The sequence below is a fragment of the Halorubellus salinus genome, assembly GCF_020567525.1.
In the GTDB taxonomy this organism is placed as follows: domain Archaea; phylum Halobacteriota; class Halobacteria; order Halobacteriales; family Natrialbaceae; genus Halorubellus; species Halorubellus salinus.
In genome coordinates this window covers 481,682-498,372 of the sequence record NZ_JAJCVI010000001.1, presented here as the reverse complement: position 1 = coordinate 498,372, position 16,691 = coordinate 481,682, and the positions used below count along the sequence as shown (strand labels likewise).

The window sequence follows — 16,691 nt, the reverse complement described above, 5'->3', positions numbered from 1 at the left end:
CGCCACCGACGCCACCCCCGTCGCACGGCCAACGCTGCCTCGTCGCGCCACCGACGCCACCCCCGTCGCACGGGCGATGGCGGGCCCGGTATCGAAACCCTTACTCATGCCAGTGGAGTGCTTTCGACCATGAGCGACGACGCCGCCACCGCCGAGGACGTCCGGCACGTCGCGGACCTGGCTCGCGTCGACCTCGACGACGACGAGGTCGACGACTTCGCCGAGCAGTTCGCGGACATCCTCGAGTACTTCGACGCGCTCGACGACGTTCCGACGGTCGACACCGACGCCGACCTCGTGAACGTCATGCGTCCGGACGAGGAACACGACTGTCTCGACCGCGAGGACGCCCTCGGGAACGCAGAAGGCACCGAGGACGGCTACTTCAAGGGGCCGAACGTCTCATGAGCGACGACATCTTCATCACGCGAGAGACCGTCGAGGGCGCGGACGACGGGCCGCTCGCGGACACCACGGTCGCGGTGAAGGACAACATCTCCACCGAGGGCGTGCGGACGACCTGCGGGTCGGAGATGCTCGCCGACTACGTGCCGCCCTACGACGCCACGGTCGTCTCCCGACTGAAGGAGGCGGGCGCGACCATCGTCGGGAAGACGAACATGGACGAGTTCGGGATGGGGACGACCACCGAGACGAGCGCGTTCGGCGCGACCGAGAACCCGGTCGCACCCGGGCACGTCCCCGGCGGTTCCTCGGGCGGGTCCGCGGCCGCGGTCGCCGCGGGCGAGGCGGACGTCGCACTCGGCAGCGACACCGGCGGCTCCATCCGATGCCCGGCCGCGTTCTGTGGCGTCGCCGGCATCAAGCCGACGTACGGGGTCGTCTCCCGGTACGGGCTGGTCGCGTACGCGAACTCGCTCGAACAGATCGGGCCGCTCGCGCCGACCGTCGAGGAGGCCGCGGCGCTGCTCGACGTCATCGCCGGCCCGGACCCGAAGGACGCGACGACGCGCGACCCCGAGCGGTCGGCGCCGTACGTGGACGCGGCGGACGGCGACGTGGACGGGATGACCGTCGGCGTCCCCACGGAGCTCGTCGACGGCGCGGACGAGGGCGTCCTCGAGACGTTCGAGGACGCGCTCGACGACCTGCGCGCGCAGGGCGTCGAGGTCGTCGACGTGAGCCTCGAGTCCGTCGAGTACGCGGTGCAGGCGTACTACGTCATCGCGATGAGCGAGGCGTCCTCGAACCTGGCGCGGTTCGACGGCGTCCGCTACGGGAACTCCGGCGGGTACGACGGGAACTGGAACGAGGTCTTCGGCGAGGCGCGCGAGGAGGGCTTCGGTGCGGAGGTCAAACGCCGCGTCCTCCTTGGGACGTACGCGCTCTCGGCGGGCTACCACGACAAGTACTACAAGCAGGCCCAGAACGCTCGTGCGTGGGTGAAGCAGGACTTCGACGAGGCGTTCGCGGACGTGGACGTCCTCGCCAGTCCGACGATGCCGGTGCCGCCGATGGCGCTCGGCGAGAGCCTCTCGGACCCGCTCACGATGTACCTCGCGGACGCGAACACGGTGCCGGTGAACCTCGCGGACCTGCCGGCGGTGTCGGTGCCGGCGGGCGAGACCGACGGCCTCCCGGTGGGGATGCAGTTCGTCGCGCCGGCGTTCGACGAGGCGACGGCGATCCGCGCGGCGAGCGCGCTCGACTGACGACCGCGCCCACGACGACACCATGGCATACCATGCCATATCAGGCGGCGGTCACTTCCACGGGCGGCGGCGTGGGCGTCGACCGGCCGCGAACGTTATGTACGCGGTCGAGGCGCGGTCCAACTACCGGCAATCGGACCAGAACCACACCAGAACGCCTCTCGCGGTTGAAATCTGACGACTCACTTCTCGAAACGAGACTGAGGATTATATACGTGCCCGATAGAGAGGTGGACAGGAGTCGACCCCTCCACCCAAGAGGTGACACAAGTATGAAACTCTCTCAGGATACCGACGTCGAATTCGGCGAGTTCTCGCGCGCTTGCGACCTCGTCGAGGACTACTACGGCGACCTGGTCGACGACGTGGCCCTCCACGCACCCGTCTCGCGTCGACAGCTCGTCGCCGTCCTCGCTCGTGCACAGCTCTCCGGACGCGACCTCGGCCCGGACGACCTCGCCGACCTCGGCGAGGAGATCTACCAGTCGAACGACGAGACCCTCTACTGGCTCGACGGCGAGTTCTGGTCGCGCCTCCGCCGCGAACACAACCTCCACCCCGACGAGGGCCGCGCCGCCCGCGAGGTCCACCGGCGACTCATCGAGGCCATCGACGGCGACGTCTCGTACTACAACCGCGACCGCGACCCGTTCGTGCTCGTCGAACGCGTCACGCCGGTCAGCTGACCGCGGCCGCCGCGCTCTCGGCCGACGGTACGTTTATGCACCTGTCGCGTATCATCCAGGTTATACTATGGGTGGGGGAGACGAACGGGACGACGACGAATCGACGATCCGACGACGACGGTTCCTCGCGGCGACCGGGACCGGGATGGCCGCCGCGGTCGCGGGGTGTACCGGCGACGGCACCGACGACGCCGACTCGACGGACCCATCGAGCACGCGAGCCACGACGGCCGTCGAGAGCGAAGCGACGTTCGCGTCGACGACCACCGAGGACCAGTCGACCACGACCGACGAACCGACCGAGACCGAAGACACGGAGGAACCCGACGAACCCGACATCGGGACCGGAGACGCCTGGCCGACGTTCCAGTACGACGACGCCAACTCCGGGTACGCGTCCGACAACACCGGGCCCGACGAGGACCTCGCAGTCCAGTGGGCGGTCCCGTTCGGGAACGCGTCACGAGCGACGAAGAACGGGCAACCCGTCGTCGCGAACGACGTCGTCTACGTCGGCTACCCGGCGAAACAGGAATCCGAAGACCGGTACAACCTCCTGTCCTTCGGTGCGTACGACGCCCAGACCGGCGACGAGCTGTGGCAGACCGTCGTCGATCCGTTCCCGAACGAACCCAACTTCGGTACCGAGCTGATGGCCACCCCGACGTACGCCGACGGGTCCGTGTACGCGATCAGCGAGGCGAGCAACCTCTTCGCGCTGAACGCGGAGACGGGCGCGGTCGAGTGGCGGCGGTCGTGGGACGCCGTGGACCGTAGCACGAACACCTCACCGATCGTGCGGGACGGCGTCGTCTACGTCGCGCTCGGGAACCCGAAGGAGAAGAACACCGACGGCGGTGTGCGAGCGCTCGAAGCGGGCACGGGCGACACCATCTGGACCTATACCGACGCCGGCGGATACACCGCGGACGCCGACCCCGACGACAGCACCGACGAGAACGACAACGGGTACTTCGAGGGGATGGCGATGGGCGACGAGTCGCTGTACCTCGCCGGCGGCTACAGTGGCTTCGTCGCACTCGACCCGGAGACGGGCGCGGAACGCTGGGAGCGCCACGACGTGGGTGGCGAGGACGTGACGTTCGCGAACGGCCGCATCTACGGGTACACGGGCGAGTACGTCGTCTGCGTGACCCCTGGCGGGACCATCGACTGGAAGGTCCAGATCGGGTCGTACGCGGACAACACCGGCAGCCAACGGGGCTACGCGGTCCTGAACGGACTCCTCTACCTCGTCTCGTCCGGCGGCGAGGTGATCGCGCTGGACGTGAACACCGGGGCCGAAGTCTGGCGAAGCAATCCCGGCGACAACCAACTTGGCGACGTCCGCGGGTCGCCGAAACTCGTCGGCGACGGCGACGTGGTCTACGCCGCCACGGGCGTCGGCACCGTCTACGCGCTCGACGCGAGGACGGGAGCCGTTCGCTGGCACTGGACCCCGACGTACCGGCGCATCAAATCGGCGTCCACCGTCGTCGCGAACGGCGCAATCTACATGCAACCGGCGAACTTCACGACCGAGGACCGCGAAGATCACGAGGGCGGGCTGGTCGTCCTCGCCTGACGCTGGCCCGAGCGGCCTGCTCCGTGTCGAACAGTTAACCGCCTCGGGTGCTACCCTCCGGATATGCGTTCCAGCCGTCTCATCGACTCGCTGCGGCTGTCGAAACCCGAGCTCGCGGTGTTCGTCTCGGGCGTGGCGAGCATGGGCCTCGAGATCCTCGCCGGCCGGATGATAGCCCCCCAGTTCGGGAGCAGTATCTACACGTGGGGGAGCATCATCGGCGTGTTCCTCGCCGCCCTCAGCTACGGGTACTGGCGTGGGGGCAAGCAGGCGGCGCGGATGGCGACGAACGGTCGGATGGCGCGCGTGTTCCTCCTGACCGCGGGCTACGTCGCGGTCCTCATCGTCCTCGGCGACCTCCTCGTGCGCGGGCTCGCGACCGTCCCGCTCCCGAGCCGGTTCGCGTCACTGCCCGCGATAACGCTCCTGTTCGGGCCACCGACGTACCTCCTCGGGTACGTCAGTCCGTACGCCGCGGAACTCTCCGAGAAGGAGGGTCTCGGCGAAGCGTCCGGGCACGTGTACGCGCTCGGGACCATCGGGAGCATCGTCGGCGCGTTCGCGACGACGTTCTTCCTCATCCCGTCCCTTGGCGTGGAGGAGATCGCGTTCGTCTTCGGCGTCCTGTCCGTCGGCACCGCCGCGGCGCTCCTGCGGCCGGGGTGGACGCGCGAGAACGTCGCCGTCACCGCGTTCCTCCTCGTCGTCCTCGTCGGCGCGCTCGCCGGTCCCGCGCTCGGGCTCTCCGTCGAGGGCCAGGTCGTCTACGAGACCCAGACGCCGTACCAGGAACTCCAGGTCGTCGACCGCGGCGACACGCGCGTGCTCTTCCTCGACGGCCAGAAGCACAGCGCGATGGACCGGTCGGACCCGAACCGGCACGTCTTCGATTACACGCGGTACTTCCACCTCCCACTGCTCCTGACCGACCGCGACGACGACGTCGATAGCGTCCTGTTCGTCGGCGGCGGCGGGTTCACGGGCCCGAAGCGGTTCGCGAACGACTACGACGCACGAGTGGACGCCGTCGAGATCGACCCGGAGGTCATCCGCGTCGCGAAGGCGTACTTCCGCCTGGAGGAGTCCGACCAGTTGAACGTGTACAACGCGGACGGCCGCGAGTTCCTCCGGCAGACGAACCGCACGTACGACGTCATCGTCCTCGACGCGTACAAGAAGGACAAGGTCCCGTTCCAGCTGACCACCAAGGAGTTCATGGAGCTCGCGAAGCAGCGTCTCGACGACGACGGCGTGCTCCTCACGAACCTCATCAGCGCCCCGAGCGGGCCGGCGTCGAAGTTCTACCGCGCCGAGTACAAGACCCTCGACAGCACGTTCGAGACCGTGTACACGTTCCCGACCGTCGGTGGCGCGGTCGTCCAGAACGTCGAGGTGATCGCGACGAAGAACGCGACGCGGGTCAGCGAGGAGACGCTGCTCGCGCGCAACGACCGCCGCGACATCGGTATCGACCTCGAAAGCGAGATACGGAACTACCGCGACCCGCCCGAGACGAGCGACGTCCCCGTGCTCACCGACGACTACGCGCCCGTCGACAGCTTGCTCGACCCGATGGTCGGCCAGCAGTACGTCCTCCAGGAGACCAACGACAGCGACGACGCGGCGACGAACGCAACCGACGACGCGGCGACGAACGCAACCGACGACGCGGCGACCGCCTCGGAGCGGAACGAGCCGGTCGCTGCGGGTGCGACCGCGTTAGACGCGAGGGAACCGGCCGTCGGCGTCGCCGCGCTGGCGCATCCAGCCGTCGCTCCTCGGGTGGCGACGGAACCGAGAACGGACGGCGTCGTGGACGTGCGGGGCTGAGACTACTCCTCGTACGCGAGGTTCATGATCCACTGCGAGAACGCGTCGGAGTTCCCGTCGACCTCCTCCTCGCCGATGAACGGCGACAGCATGTCGCCCGCCATCAGCAGCGAGAACTCGAGGTCGCGAGCGGTCGGCGAGACGTAGTACGTGTTGTGTCCGTTGTAGATGGTGTCCTCGCGGTCGACGAGTCCCTTCTCGACGAGGCTCTCGACGATGCGCGAGCCCTTCCGCGAGGAGACACCGAGTTCCTTCCAGAAGTCGCTCTGGTGGATGCCGCCCGTCTCGCGGACGAGTTCGAGCCCCGCGTGCTCGTCCTCGGTAAGTTCCTCCTCTGCGGCGACGCTCACGCGGACCACCTCGGCGACGAATGTCCGGACATGGATTCGTTGGAACGAAGCACCGGGGGCGGCATAAATGTCACCGTCTCGCCCCGGCACGCACACCTGCATCGACGACCGGCCGCCGGTCCGACTCGTCGACCCGGACCGTGAGGGTTCGCCCACTCCGTAAGGGAACGGCACTGGGCGTCGAACGCGAACGTATGCCAGGAGAATCAGGGCGAGCTACGACGCAGGCACCGCACGACCTCGACCCGCGCGTCGAACGCGGCATCGAGGCGTTCAACGACCACGACGTCGAGCGAGTACTGGACGCGTTCGCCGACGACGGGACGTTCTACGACCCGCTCCTCGACGACCCCGTCTCGGGCCGCGAGCTCCGCGAGTACACCGCCGAGGTCTTCGAGGCGTTCCCGGACCTCACGATCTCCGTTCGGCGCGTCGTCGCGGCGACCGACGACGACGTGGCGCTCGAACTGCGGTACGTCGGGACGCACGAGGGCTCGATGGACGGCATCCCGGCGACCGGGCGTCGCGCCACGACCGAGACGGTCGCGGTCCTCGAACTCGGCGAGGACGGCATCGAGTCCTGGCGGGACTACTTCGACCAGGTCGCGTTCCGCGAGCAGCTCGGACTGACGTTCCCGGCGGTGCTCTCGCTCGCGCCGAAGCTGGCGGTCCGGAAACTGAAGGCGGTCGTCTGACCCGACGCGGACGCAGTCGACGCGGTCCGGTCGACGACCGTCCGAACCGTCGCGTCGGCGTCGCTTGGTCGACGCTCGTTCAGAACGTCGCGTCGACGCGTTCGTACTCGGTTTCGCAGGGTGCGCCATCGGCGTACCAGTACGCGAACTCGCTGCCGGTCTGGACGAGCGACGAGGAGCGCGTGCCGTAACCGTCGCCGTGGATGCAGACGCCGTAGTCGTGGTCGCGGAGCACCGCGGCGGCGCGCTCGCGCCACTCCTCGGGCGTCTCGCCGGGTTCGACCTGGAGGGCGTCGTGGACGGCGCGCGCGTTCTCGGCCTGCCGTTCGCCGAACTCGCGCCTGACCTCGGGTATCTCGAAGTCGTCGACGGCGCCGACGTTCACGACGACGTGCACGCCCGGGTCGAGGCCGTGGACGGCGAGCTCGCCGTCCCACTCGAGGTAGTGGCAGTCGTCGGCGTCAGCTATGACGAGGTTGAACCCGTCGTACTCGTGCGCGGCGACGGCGTCCTCCACGACCGCGGTCGCGTCGGCGGCGCTCGCCTGGGCGAGCGCGTCGCGGACGAGCAGCCCCCTGGAGCGTTCGGCGGCGAGGTCGGCGTCCGTCCAGCGGTTCGTGATGCCGACGAACACGCCGTGTTCGTTCGTCCCGATCCACGTGCCACCGGCTTCCTCGTCGCGTGGCGCGACGACGACCGGGTCGCCGTCCGCGCCCTCGATGCGGGCGGGACCGACGGCTGGTCTGTCGAGCGCCTCGTCGCGGTTCGCCGCGACCACGAGCGGCGCGTCGGCGAACGCGCGCCACGCGAACGTCAACGTACACACGTCGACGAGTAGGCACGCTGGCAACTTAAGGAGTGCTTCGGTGGCGCGCGAGACGAGTCAGTCGTCGCCGAGGCGCGCCCGGACGGCTGGCCGGTCGACCGTCCCGGAGGCGGTGCGTGGGATGGCGTCCGCGAACGCGACGGTCTTCGGGACCTCGTGCGCGGCGAGTCGGTCGCGGACCGCGTCGCGGACCGCATCCGCATCCACGTCCGCGTCACCGGTCGCGTTCTCTCCGATGGCGTCGGCGTCGCGGACGACGAGTGCGGCGACGCGCTCGCCCCATTCTGGGTCCGGGAGGCCGACGACGGCAGCGTCCGCGACCGCGTCGAGCGCGCGGAGGGCGTCCTCGACGACCGCGGGCTGGACGTTCTCGCCGCCGGTGACGAGCATGTCGTCCACGCGCCCCGTGACGTACACCTTGCCGTCGGCGTCGCGGTACCCGCGGTCGCCCGTGTGGAACCCGCGCTCGCCGAACCGACCCGCGACGTCGCTCCCGGGAGCGTCGGCACCGGCCGTCGCGTCCTCGTCCCGGGCGGGCGCGTCGAGGTACCCTGGCGTGACCGTCGGCCCGGAGACGACGAGTTCGCCGACCTCGCCGGGCGGCACGGGCTCGTCGTCGGCGTCGACGACCGCGACGGTGGTGTTCACGAGCGGCTGCCCGACGGTGTCCGGGTCCGCGAACGCCTGCTCGGGGGTCGCGGTCGCGATCTGGGAGGCGGTCTCGGTCATCCCGTACGTCGGGTAGACGGGGACGTCGGCGCGCTCGCAGCGCGCGAGCAGCGCCGGGTCCGCGGCGGCGCCACCGAGGAGGACGAACCGGAGCGACTCCGGGGGCATCCAGTCCGCGTCGAGCAGTCGCGCGAGCGCGGTCGGGACGAGCGAGACGCCCGTCGCGTCGCGTTCGGCGAGCGCGCTCGCGGTCGCCTCGGCGTCGAACCCGCGCTGGAGGACGACCGTCGACCCGTAGAGCGCGCAGCGGACGACCGGCGCGAGCCCGCCCATGTGGTAGGTCGGGAGCGGCGACAGCCAGCGGTCCTCCCGGGTGACGCCGAGCCGGAACGCGCTCGCGGTGGCCGACGACAGCAGGTTCCCGACGGTCACCCGCACCGCCTTCGGGTCGCCCGTCGACCCGGAGGTGAACATCGTCACCGGGACGTCGCTCGGCGTCACCCGATGCGATGGCTCCGTCGCTCCGGTCGCGTCGCGTTCGGGGTTCGCGGCGTCGGGCTCGCCCGCGAGGGCCGCGAGCGCGTCGACCGCGACGGACGCGGGCGAGTCGAGCGCGTCGACGGCGCTCGCCGCGAGGTCGCGAGCGGTCGCGTCCGCGAGCAGGGTCCCGACGCTCGCGTGCTCGAGCTGCGCGGCGAGTTCGCTCGCTGCGAGGTCGACGTTCAGGAGGACGAGTTCGCGGCCCGCACGCCACGCCGCGTGCACGAGCACCACCACCTCGGGGCGCGGGGCCGCGAGCACGCCGATACGTCCGGGTACACCGCCGCCGTCTCCGTTGCCGTCGCCATCGCCGGAACCGAGCTCGCTCGCGACCGCGGCGACCCACGCGTCGAGCTCCCGGTACGTCCACGACTCGCCCGTCGGGTGGTCGACGAGCGCCTCGCGCTCCGGCGTCGCCGCCGCGCGCGCAGCGACGAGGTCCGTCGTCGGCCAGTCGCGCCCTTCCCCAGCCACGCGGTCAGGCATCGTCGTCCTCCCAGACGCCGTGAACGCCGAGGCCGGCGTCCTGCGGGACGCGGACCGCGCCGTCGTCGACGAAGCACGGGTCCGGGCCGAGGTCCGTCGACAGCCAGTCGCCGGTCGCGAGCCCACACGGGAGGACGCCCGGGAGCGACGCGGCGACGTGCACGGCACCGGCGCGTGCGACGACCGCGTCGATGGTCGTCGTCACCACGCTCGCCACTCCCTCGCTCCGGGCTTCCACGGCGGCGCGGCGCGCGCGCTCGACGCCACCGAGCGCCATCGGCTTCAGGACGAGGACGTCCGCCGCGTCCGCGTCCAGGACGCCCTCGACAGCGTGCGTCGCGAGCGTCTCGTCGACCGCGACGCCGACGCGACCGCCGCGGAGGTCGGCGAGCCCCGCGAGGTCGTCCGCGGGCAGCGGCTGTTCGACGTACCGGACGCGAGCGTCCGCGAACCCCTCGAACGCTCGCGCCGCTTGCTCGCGAGACCACGCGCCGTTCGCGTCCGCGCGAAGCGCGATGTCCTCGCCGACCGCGTCGCGAACGGCACGCATGCGTTCGACGTCCCGCTCGACGTCGCCCGCGCCGACCTTCACCTTCACCGTCTCGTAGCCCTCCGCGACCGCCCGCGTCGCGGCGTCGGCGGTCTCGTCGGGGTCGGCGTCGCCGACGGTCGCGTTCACCGGCACCCAGCGTCGCTCGCTCTGCCGTCCGAGCAAGCGATAGAGCGGGCGGTCGTGTTGCTTCGCGCGGAGGTCCGCGAGCGCGAGCGCGACGCCGTGGCGCGCCGCCGGATTCCGGTCCAGGTCCGCGCGCAATGCCGCCTCGTCGTCGCGGAGTCGCGACACCGCGTCCGAGAGCGCCCCCCGGCACTCCGCGGTCGACTCCGTCCACGGCGCCAGCGGCGTCGCCTCGCCGAACCCCTCGTGCTCGCCGTCGCTCACGCGAACGAGGAACCCCTCGCGGTCCGTGACCTCGCCCTTCGCCGTCGCGAGCGGTTTCGAGAGCGACACCGAGAACTCCCGGACTAGTGCGTCCATCTACGCCACCCCCGCGAACGCGAAAGCACCGAGCACGTCCTGGCTCGCCGCGGCGAGCCCGAGTGCGAACAGGACGGCGTACAGCGCGAGCAACTGCCCGACCCGCTCCAGCGCCGGGTTCAGCGCCGCCCCACCGGTCTCCGTCAGGACGGTACGAGCGACGGACACGGCGAGCGGGAGCGACAGCACGGGCGCCAGGACCGTCGCCGAGAGGCCGTCCGCGAGCCAGAGGTACAGCGGCGTGCCGTACGCGAGCGCGAGCAGGGCGACGAACTCGGCGCGAGCGAACCCGTACCCGAACGCGACCGCGAGCGTCGTCTTCCCGGTCCGGGCGTCCTCCTCCTTGTCGCGGACGTTGTTCACGACGAGGATGTTCGTCGAGATCGCGGCTATCGGGAGGCTCGCGACGACCGCCAGCCCGAGCGCGTCCATCGGCGCCAGGCCGAACGCGAGCGGGCCGTAGTCGACCGCTGCCGCAGCCGCCTGCACGTAGTACGTCCCCGTCACCGCGACCAGCCCGAAGAACACGAACACGAACAGGTCGCCGAGACCGTTGTACCCGAGCGGATACGGTCCGCCCGTGTACGCGACGCCGCAGACGACGCTCACGACCCCCACGACGAGGATGGGGACGCCACCGACGTAGACGAGGTACGTCCCGGAGACGACGGCGAGCGCGAACGTCAGTATCATCGCGCGCTTGACCTCCGCGGGCTCGATGAGACCGCCGGCGGTCACGCGCGTGAACCCCTCGCGGTCCGCGGTGTCCGCACCCTGGACGGCGTCGTAGTAGTCGTTCGCGAAGTTCGTCCCCACCTGGATGAGGGCCGCACCGACGAACGCCGCGACCGCAGGGAGCACCTGGAACACGCCAGCCCACGCCGCGACCGCCGACCCCACCAGGACCGGCGCCGCGGCCGCCGGGAGCGTCTGCGGGCGCGCCGCCATCACCCACGCCTTCCGTCGCGAGACCGCTTCCGTACTCATTACCAGCGACTCCGGCCCGCTCGTACCAAAACGTTCGGCTTCGCGCGTGGGTCGCGCTCGAGAGAGGGTCCTGCGCCGTCAGTCGTCGGCGTCCCAGTCCACCCACAGCCACCCCGTCCACGAGATACCGGCGTCGCCGTCGTTCGCGCACGGCCGGTCCGTCCCGGGGTCGTACTCGCCGTTCCCGTTCACGTCGTGCATCATCACGACCGCGTACCGGCCGGTGTCCGAGTCACCTGCGGGCACGCCGGCGCCGTCGGCGGTGACGGCGTTCTCGTACTCGACGTGGTCGACGCCGACCGCGGTCGCGTTCTCGAACCCGACGAACAGCGTCGACTGGTTCCCGGGCACGGTCCAGCCGACGCGGAGCGTGCCGTCGTCGCGCCAGAGCCGCTCCGCGTCCCCGGTCCCCCAGTAGCTCACCCAGCCGCCGTCGCACGCGACGGGGTCGCGGAGGGACGCGGCGAGGTCGGGCGCTTCGCTCCCGTCGGCGTCCCACACGCGGACGTCGTTCGGTTCGCTGGTACCGTCGGTCGACCCGGTATGGCTCGACTCGCGCTGCTCGGTCGCGGGACCGTCGGTCGTCGTGCGCTCCGTGTCGACCGTCGTCGTCCCGTCGGTACCGTCGCCGATCGGGTCGGCGAGGCACCCGGCGGTCGCGGCGAGCGCGACCACGACGACGGCCACGAGGAGCCGCTTGGAGGGCTGCATACCACGACGTTCCGTCGATTACCTCAAGTGCTTTCGGCAAGCTGAAACGCGGATAGTACCACGCCCGGGGTTTACACAAAACGTAAACCTCAAGCGCTCGGGGGGCGTAGCTCCGGTATGCCAACCGTCTCGCTGGACGCCCCCATCCCCGCGACGACCATCGAGCGCGTCGCCGCTCGAAGCGACGCGGACGCGAGAACGCTCTCGAAGGCGGTCGACGACCTACACGCCTCGCTCGTCGACGGGAGCGACGCCATCCTCGAACGCTACGAGACCACGGACGCACCCGAGTCGGTCGCGGTCGCCGACGGCCTCGCGGCCGTCGTCTTCGTCGACGACCAGACGTGGCTGCAGACGCTCGACGCGCACGACGTCCCCGACGCGCTCCGAGCGAGCGTCCGGGCGGTCCACGCCGCGTTCGCCGCCGAGGTGACCGACGCTGACGCCCGCGGGACCGACGGCGACGCTCGCGGGACCGACGCCAACGCCCGAGGAGCCGACGCCGTCCACCGCGACCCGCTCGTCCTGCCGTCGCGGACGGTCGGCGAACTCGTCCGCGTCGGCCTCTCCACGCGTCAGGCCGAGGTCCAGGTGCTCCACGACGCAGGCCTCGACTACGCGACCATCGCGGAGCGTCTCGACGTCGCCGAGAGCACCGTCAAGGTCCACCGCCACCGCATCCAGGAGAAGGTCGCGAACGCGAAGCGACTCCTCGACGTCGTCGAGGACTGACCGCGAACCACCGAACGGGCCTCTCGACGGGCGATGCGACGAGCGGGCTCGCCCGGACGGCCCGGCCGGTCACCGCGCGGCGACCCTCATCGCGCGGCGACTGCCTCACCAGGCGGCGACCGACACCGCGTTCCCGCTCGGGCGAGCGACCGCGACGATGGAGCCGTCCGCGACGACGACGTGAACGAGCTCGGTGACGTCGAGGCCCTGGCGGTCGCGAACCGAACCGTCGTCGAGCGCGTGCACGGAGAGCGCCGGTGCCGTTCGCTCGACGTCCTCGCCGTTGTCGCCGGCGGCGTCGTCGTCGACCGGGACGTACAGTGCGTCGCCGCAGACGAACGGGAGCGCGCTCGGCGCGACCGAGAGGTCCTCGTCGCCGACAGTCCACGTCACGTCGCCCGTCGCAGCGTCCCGCGCAACCACCCGGTTCGGAGCGCGGCCGTGGAAGTCCTGGCTGGCGACGACGACGTCCGCGGTCGCCGCCGCGACCGTCTCCTCGCCCGTAACCGTCCCGTCGTCGGTCTCGCGCTCCACGGCCCGCGAGCGCGACCACCCCGGCTCGTCGTCGGCGGTGTCGAGCGCGAGGAACTCGCTACCCTCAGATGCGTCGATAGCCGAGAATGCCCGACCACCGGCGACGACCAGGGATCGCGGTGCGACCCCTGCGGCCGACCACGCGATCTCGCCCGTCCGATGGTCGAGCGCGAGGAGCGCGCCGGCGCTCGACCCATCGTTCGTCCGCGTGACGTAGAACCGGTCGTCGTCGGCCGCGTGCGGAAGCCAGCCGCGGTCGGCCTCCCGGCGCGTCCACGCGGCGTCGCCGTCGCGGACGTCGACCGCGACCAGTTCCTCCCCGTCCCCGTCGTCCTCGGCGGGCACCGTCACGAGCGCGAGGCCGTGCGCTGCGACCGGGTCGACGTGGTTCCGGACGCGCCACGTCCATCGCTCGCTCCCGTCCGCAGCGTGGAACGCGTACAGCGTATCCGCGCCACCGCGCCACAGCACCGTCTCGCCGGCGACCCGTGGCGCACCCGCGTACGCCGTTCCCGAGACCTCGACCACCCATCGGACCGCCCCGGTGTCGAGGTCGAGGGCGACGAGCCGCGCGAACTCCGTCCCGCGGTCCACGCCGACGAACGCGACGTACGCGACGCCGTCCGCGACCACGGGCTGTGCGACCGAATCGACCGTGGACGCCGACAGCTCCCGACGCCACGTCGCCCCGTCCGGGGCGTGCCGCGGCGCGGCGTCACCCCGTGCCCGCCGCGCATTCCCAGGCCCGTGCCCGGGGTGCGCCCAGTCCTCGGGTTCCGCGAGGAACGGCGGCGGCACCGACCGCTCGCCGTCGCTCTGGACCCCATCGAACGTGCTACAACCAGCGAGGAGGGCGGTCCCGGCGGCCGCCAGGACCCCGCGTCGCGTCGACCGCATCACCCGATGTTTCCAGTGCCCGACGTAAGTGTCTCGTGGTCCCACGAACCCCAGCTAGAGGCGGTCGCGGCTGTGGGGCGGTGTGGTCGCTGCGCGGTGTGGTCGCTGCGCGGTGTGGTCGCTGCGCGGTGTGGTCGCTGCGCGGTGTGCTCGCTGCGTGGTCGCTGTCGCTGTGCGGTCCAGTGCAGCGAAACCGCGAGCGCTCGGAGAGCGCGAGCGGGAGGTTTTTCGCCCACGTTTTTCCAAGTGGGGGTGCGCGAGCGCAGCGAGCGCACCCTCCGCAGGAAAAAGGTGGTTGCTAGTAGTGGTAGTCGTAGTCGTCGAAGTCGGGGTTGCGGCCTTCGTTGAAGGCGTCGCGGCCTTCTTGGGCTTCGTCGGTCTGGTAGGCGAGGCGGGTGGCTTCGCCGGCGAAGACTTGTTGGCCGATCATGCCGTCGTCGGTGGCGTTGAATGCGTATTTGAGCATGCGCATGGCGGTTGGGGATTTGCCGAGCATCTCGTCGGCCCAGTCGAGGGCGACGTCTTCGAGGTCGTCGTGGGGGACGGTTTCGTTCACCATGCCCATGTCGGCGGCTTCGTCGGCGTCGTAGGTCTTGCCGAGGAAGAAGATCTCGCGGGCTTTCTTCTGGCCGACCTGTTTGGCGAGGTATGCGCTCCCGAAGCCGCCGTCGAAGCTGGCGACGTCGGGGTCGGTCTGTTTGAACTTCGCGTGTTCTTTGGAGGCGAGGGTCATGTCGCAGACGACGTGGAGGCTGTGGCCGCCGCCGACGGCCCAGCCGGGGGCGACGCAGACGACGGGTTTGGGGATGTGGCGGATGAGCCGTTGGACTTCGAGGATGTGGAGGCGGCCGGCGCTGCTCGCGTCTTCGCGGTCGGCGTCGTCGCCCTGGTACTCGTAGCCGTCGGCGCCGCGGACGCGCTGGTCGCCGCCCGAGCAGAACGCCCAGCCGCCGTCTTTGGGGCTCGGGCCGTTCCCGGTGAGGAGGACGCATCCGATGTCTGTCTGGCGTTTCGCGTGGTCGAGTGCGCGGTAGAGTTCGTCGACGGTGCCGGGCCGGAACGCGTTCCGGACTTCGGGGCGGTCGAACGCGATGCGGACCGCGCCGACGTCGGTGCCGCGATGGTACGTGATATCTCGGAAGTCGTCGTTCAACTCGGTCGCCTCCCAGCGGTCTGGGTCGAAGAGCTCGCTGACCATAGAGGGGACTCGCCGCGGCGCGCACTTGGAGGTTCGCGTATCGGCGGCCCGGCCGCGAGGCGGGGGACTGGGCGAGCGTGTGGCTCGCGGGTCGCGGCGACGGGTTGCGTGCCGGTTCGTTGCCGGGAACGTTTTTCTCCGCTCGGTTACAACTAGGGTCGAGGCATGGGTGAGACGTTCTACGACGTCCTCGGGGTGGACGTGGACGCGAGCCAGGACGAAATCGAGGCCGCGTACCGCGAACGTGTCAAGGAGACGCATCCGGACCTGAACGACGCGCCGGACGCGAGCGACGCGTTCCAGCGCGTGCAGGCGGCCGAGGAGGTCCTCGGCGACCCCGACGAGCGCGCGCGCTACGACCGGCTCGGGCACGGGTCGTACACGAGTCACTTCGGTGCGGGCGCGGGCGACGGTGGTGGTCGCTGGGACGTCGGCACGGACCCGACCGCGGACGCGGACGCGCACGCCGACGCGTCCGGGAGTCGCTGGGGGACTGGCGTTCGCGACGATGGGAGCGATGGCCGCGGGGGCGCTGGCGGGGCGAGCGACGATGGCGTTGGCGCCGACGGCGGGTTCGGGTTCGACCCGGGCGCGTACGACCGGACGCGGCGCGGCGACGGCTCGAACCCGAGCGAGCGGAGCTACGACGTCGGCGGGTCGAGCGGCGACGCGGGGTCGGCGTCCGCGAGCGCCAGCGGCGCCAGCGCGAACGCGACCGATGGCGCCAGCGGTGGGGCGAGCGCGGCGAGCGCGACCGGCGCGGGCGGTGCGACCGTCGGCGACCCGACCGACGACCGACACTGGCGGGAGCGCGAACGCTCCAAGCACGCCCAACGCGAGGGCCGCGGGACCGTGGACGACGCCACCGACGGCGGGTACTCGGTGCGCGACTGGGACGACGAGGAACTCGATACCGCGCGGACGCCGTACCGCCTCCAGGGGAGCGAGGTCGTCGTCGTCGGCATCATGTTCGTCCTCTACCCGTTCATGGCGTACTCCGCGATAACGCCACAGTTCTCGCTCGTCGTGAACGTCACCGTCGCCGCGTGCGCGCTCCTCCTCACCGGCTACCTCCTCACGATGCCCCGCATCGCGATCTACGTCTTCGGCGCGTGGAGCGTCATCGCGCCGGTCGCACTCCTCCTGTTCCCCGCGCTCGACCCCGTCTCGCTGCTCGGCGTCGTCGTCCTCGGGAGCACGTGGATACCCTTCGGGTACAGCGTGCTGTTCATGCAGGTGCTTCGCTGACGAGTGCA

Annotated in this window: 16 protein-coding genes; 8 read left to right on the top strand and 8 right to left on the bottom strand. The window is 70.9% G+C overall.

The genetic code is table 11. The features are described 5' to 3' along the window. Positions 1-129: 129 nt before the first annotated feature. The 5 genes from gatC to LI336_RS02500 all read left to right on the top strand — a co-directional run bounded on the left by gatC (position 130) and on the right by LI336_RS02500 (position 5,774). Positions 130-408, top strand: coding sequence for an Asp-tRNA(Asn)/Glu-tRNA(Gln) amidotransferase subunit GatC (gatC, locus tag LI336_RS02520; protein WP_227131043.1), 279 nt, complete (start codon positions 130-132; stop codon positions 406-408). Then, a complete protein-coding gene (gene gatA / locus LI336_RS02515; RefSeq protein ID WP_227131042.1) occupies positions 405-1,673 on the top strand; it encodes an Asp-tRNA(Asn)/Glu-tRNA(Gln) amidotransferase subunit GatA in 1,269 nt (422 codons plus the stop codon). Before gatC ends, gatA begins: the two co-directional genes overlap by 4 nt. Before the next feature lie 272 nt (positions 1,674-1,945). After that, positions 1,946-2,359 (top strand): DUF8048 family protein, encoded by a 414-nt coding sequence (locus LI336_RS02510; protein WP_227131041.1) that lies wholly within the window; start codon positions 1,946-1,948, stop codon positions 2,357-2,359. A gap of 67 nt (positions 2,360-2,426) precedes the next feature. Next, entirely contained in the window at positions 2,427-3,944 is a 1,518-nt protein-coding gene (locus LI336_RS02505; protein ID WP_227131040.1) for an outer membrane protein assembly factor BamB family protein, read from the top strand. A 63-nt stretch (positions 3,945-4,007) separates the two neighbouring features. Then, positions 4,008-5,774, top strand: coding sequence for a spermidine synthase (locus tag LI336_RS02500; RefSeq protein WP_227131039.1), 1,767 nt, complete (start codon positions 4,008-4,010; stop codon positions 5,772-5,774). Between the two features lie 2 nt (positions 5,775-5,776). Here the strand turns inward: LI336_RS02500 and LI336_RS02495 are convergent, their stop codons facing one another. Continuing rightward, the gene (locus tag LI336_RS02495; RefSeq protein ID WP_227131038.1) at positions 5,777-6,124 is read right to left on the bottom strand and encodes a helix-turn-helix transcriptional regulator; all 348 of its coding nucleotides are present in this window, start codon (positions 6,122-6,124) and stop codon (positions 5,777-5,779) included. Positions 6,125-6,318: 194 nt separating this feature from the next. On the opposite strand from LI336_RS02495, the gene LI336_RS02490 reads away from it, so the two are divergent. Then, positions 6,319-6,819, top strand: coding sequence for an ester cyclase (locus LI336_RS02490; protein WP_227131037.1), 501 nt, complete (start codon positions 6,319-6,321; stop codon positions 6,817-6,819). A gap of 79 nt (positions 6,820-6,898) precedes the next feature. Here the strand turns inward: LI336_RS02490 and LI336_RS02485 are convergent, their stop codons facing one another. From LI336_RS02485 to LI336_RS02465, 5 genes are all read right to left on the bottom strand, one after another. Then, complete coding sequence (locus tag LI336_RS02485) at positions 6,899-7,645, bottom strand: NRDE family protein (protein ID WP_227131036.1); 747 nt, start codon at positions 7,643-7,645, stop codon at positions 6,899-6,901. 57 nt (positions 7,646-7,702) lie between these two features. Then, positions 7,703-9,340, bottom strand: a complete 1,638-nt coding sequence (locus tag LI336_RS02480; RefSeq protein WP_227131035.1) for a class I adenylate-forming enzyme family protein — start codon at positions 9,338-9,340, stop codon at positions 7,703-7,705. Continuing rightward, positions 9,333-10,376 (bottom strand): mandelate racemase/muconate lactonizing enzyme family protein, encoded by a 1,044-nt coding sequence (locus LI336_RS02475; protein ID WP_227131034.1) that lies wholly within the window; start codon positions 10,374-10,376, stop codon positions 9,333-9,335. Before LI336_RS02475 ends, LI336_RS02480 begins: the two co-directional genes overlap by 8 nt. Further along, entirely contained in the window at positions 10,377-11,363 is a 987-nt protein-coding gene (locus LI336_RS02470) for a 1,4-dihydroxy-2-naphthoate polyprenyltransferase (protein WP_227131033.1), read from the bottom strand. It lies immediately after the preceding gene. A gap of 78 nt (positions 11,364-11,441) precedes the next feature. Then, positions 11,442-12,074 carry a DUF2141 domain-containing protein gene (locus tag LI336_RS02465; protein WP_227131032.1) on the bottom strand — a complete coding sequence of 211 codons (633 nt, stop codon included), beginning with the start codon at positions 12,072-12,074 and terminating at the stop codon, positions 11,442-11,444. A gap of 117 nt (positions 12,075-12,191) precedes the next feature. Here LI336_RS02465 and LI336_RS02460 point away from each other — a divergent pair, with 117 nt between their 5' ends. Further along, positions 12,192-12,806, top strand: a complete 615-nt coding sequence (locus LI336_RS02460; RefSeq protein ID WP_227131031.1) for a helix-turn-helix transcriptional regulator — start codon at positions 12,192-12,194, stop codon at positions 12,804-12,806. 105 nt (positions 12,807-12,911) lie between these two features. On the opposite strand, the gene LI336_RS02455 is transcribed toward LI336_RS02460, so the two are convergent. Then, entirely contained in the window at positions 12,912-14,237 is a 1,326-nt protein-coding gene (locus LI336_RS02455) for a PQQ-binding-like beta-propeller repeat protein (RefSeq protein ID WP_227131030.1), read from the bottom strand. A 298-nt stretch (positions 14,238-14,535) separates the two neighbouring features. Next, entirely contained in the window at positions 14,536-15,435 is a 900-nt protein-coding gene (locus LI336_RS02450; RefSeq protein WP_227131029.1) for a 1,4-dihydroxy-2-naphthoyl-CoA synthase, read from the bottom strand. A gap of 165 nt (positions 15,436-15,600) precedes the next feature. On the opposite strand from LI336_RS02450, the gene LI336_RS02445 reads away from it, so the two are divergent. Beyond that, entirely contained in the window at positions 15,601-16,683 is a 1,083-nt protein-coding gene (locus LI336_RS02445) for a J domain-containing protein (protein ID WP_227131028.1), read from the top strand. Positions 16,684-16,691: the final 8 nt, after the last annotated feature.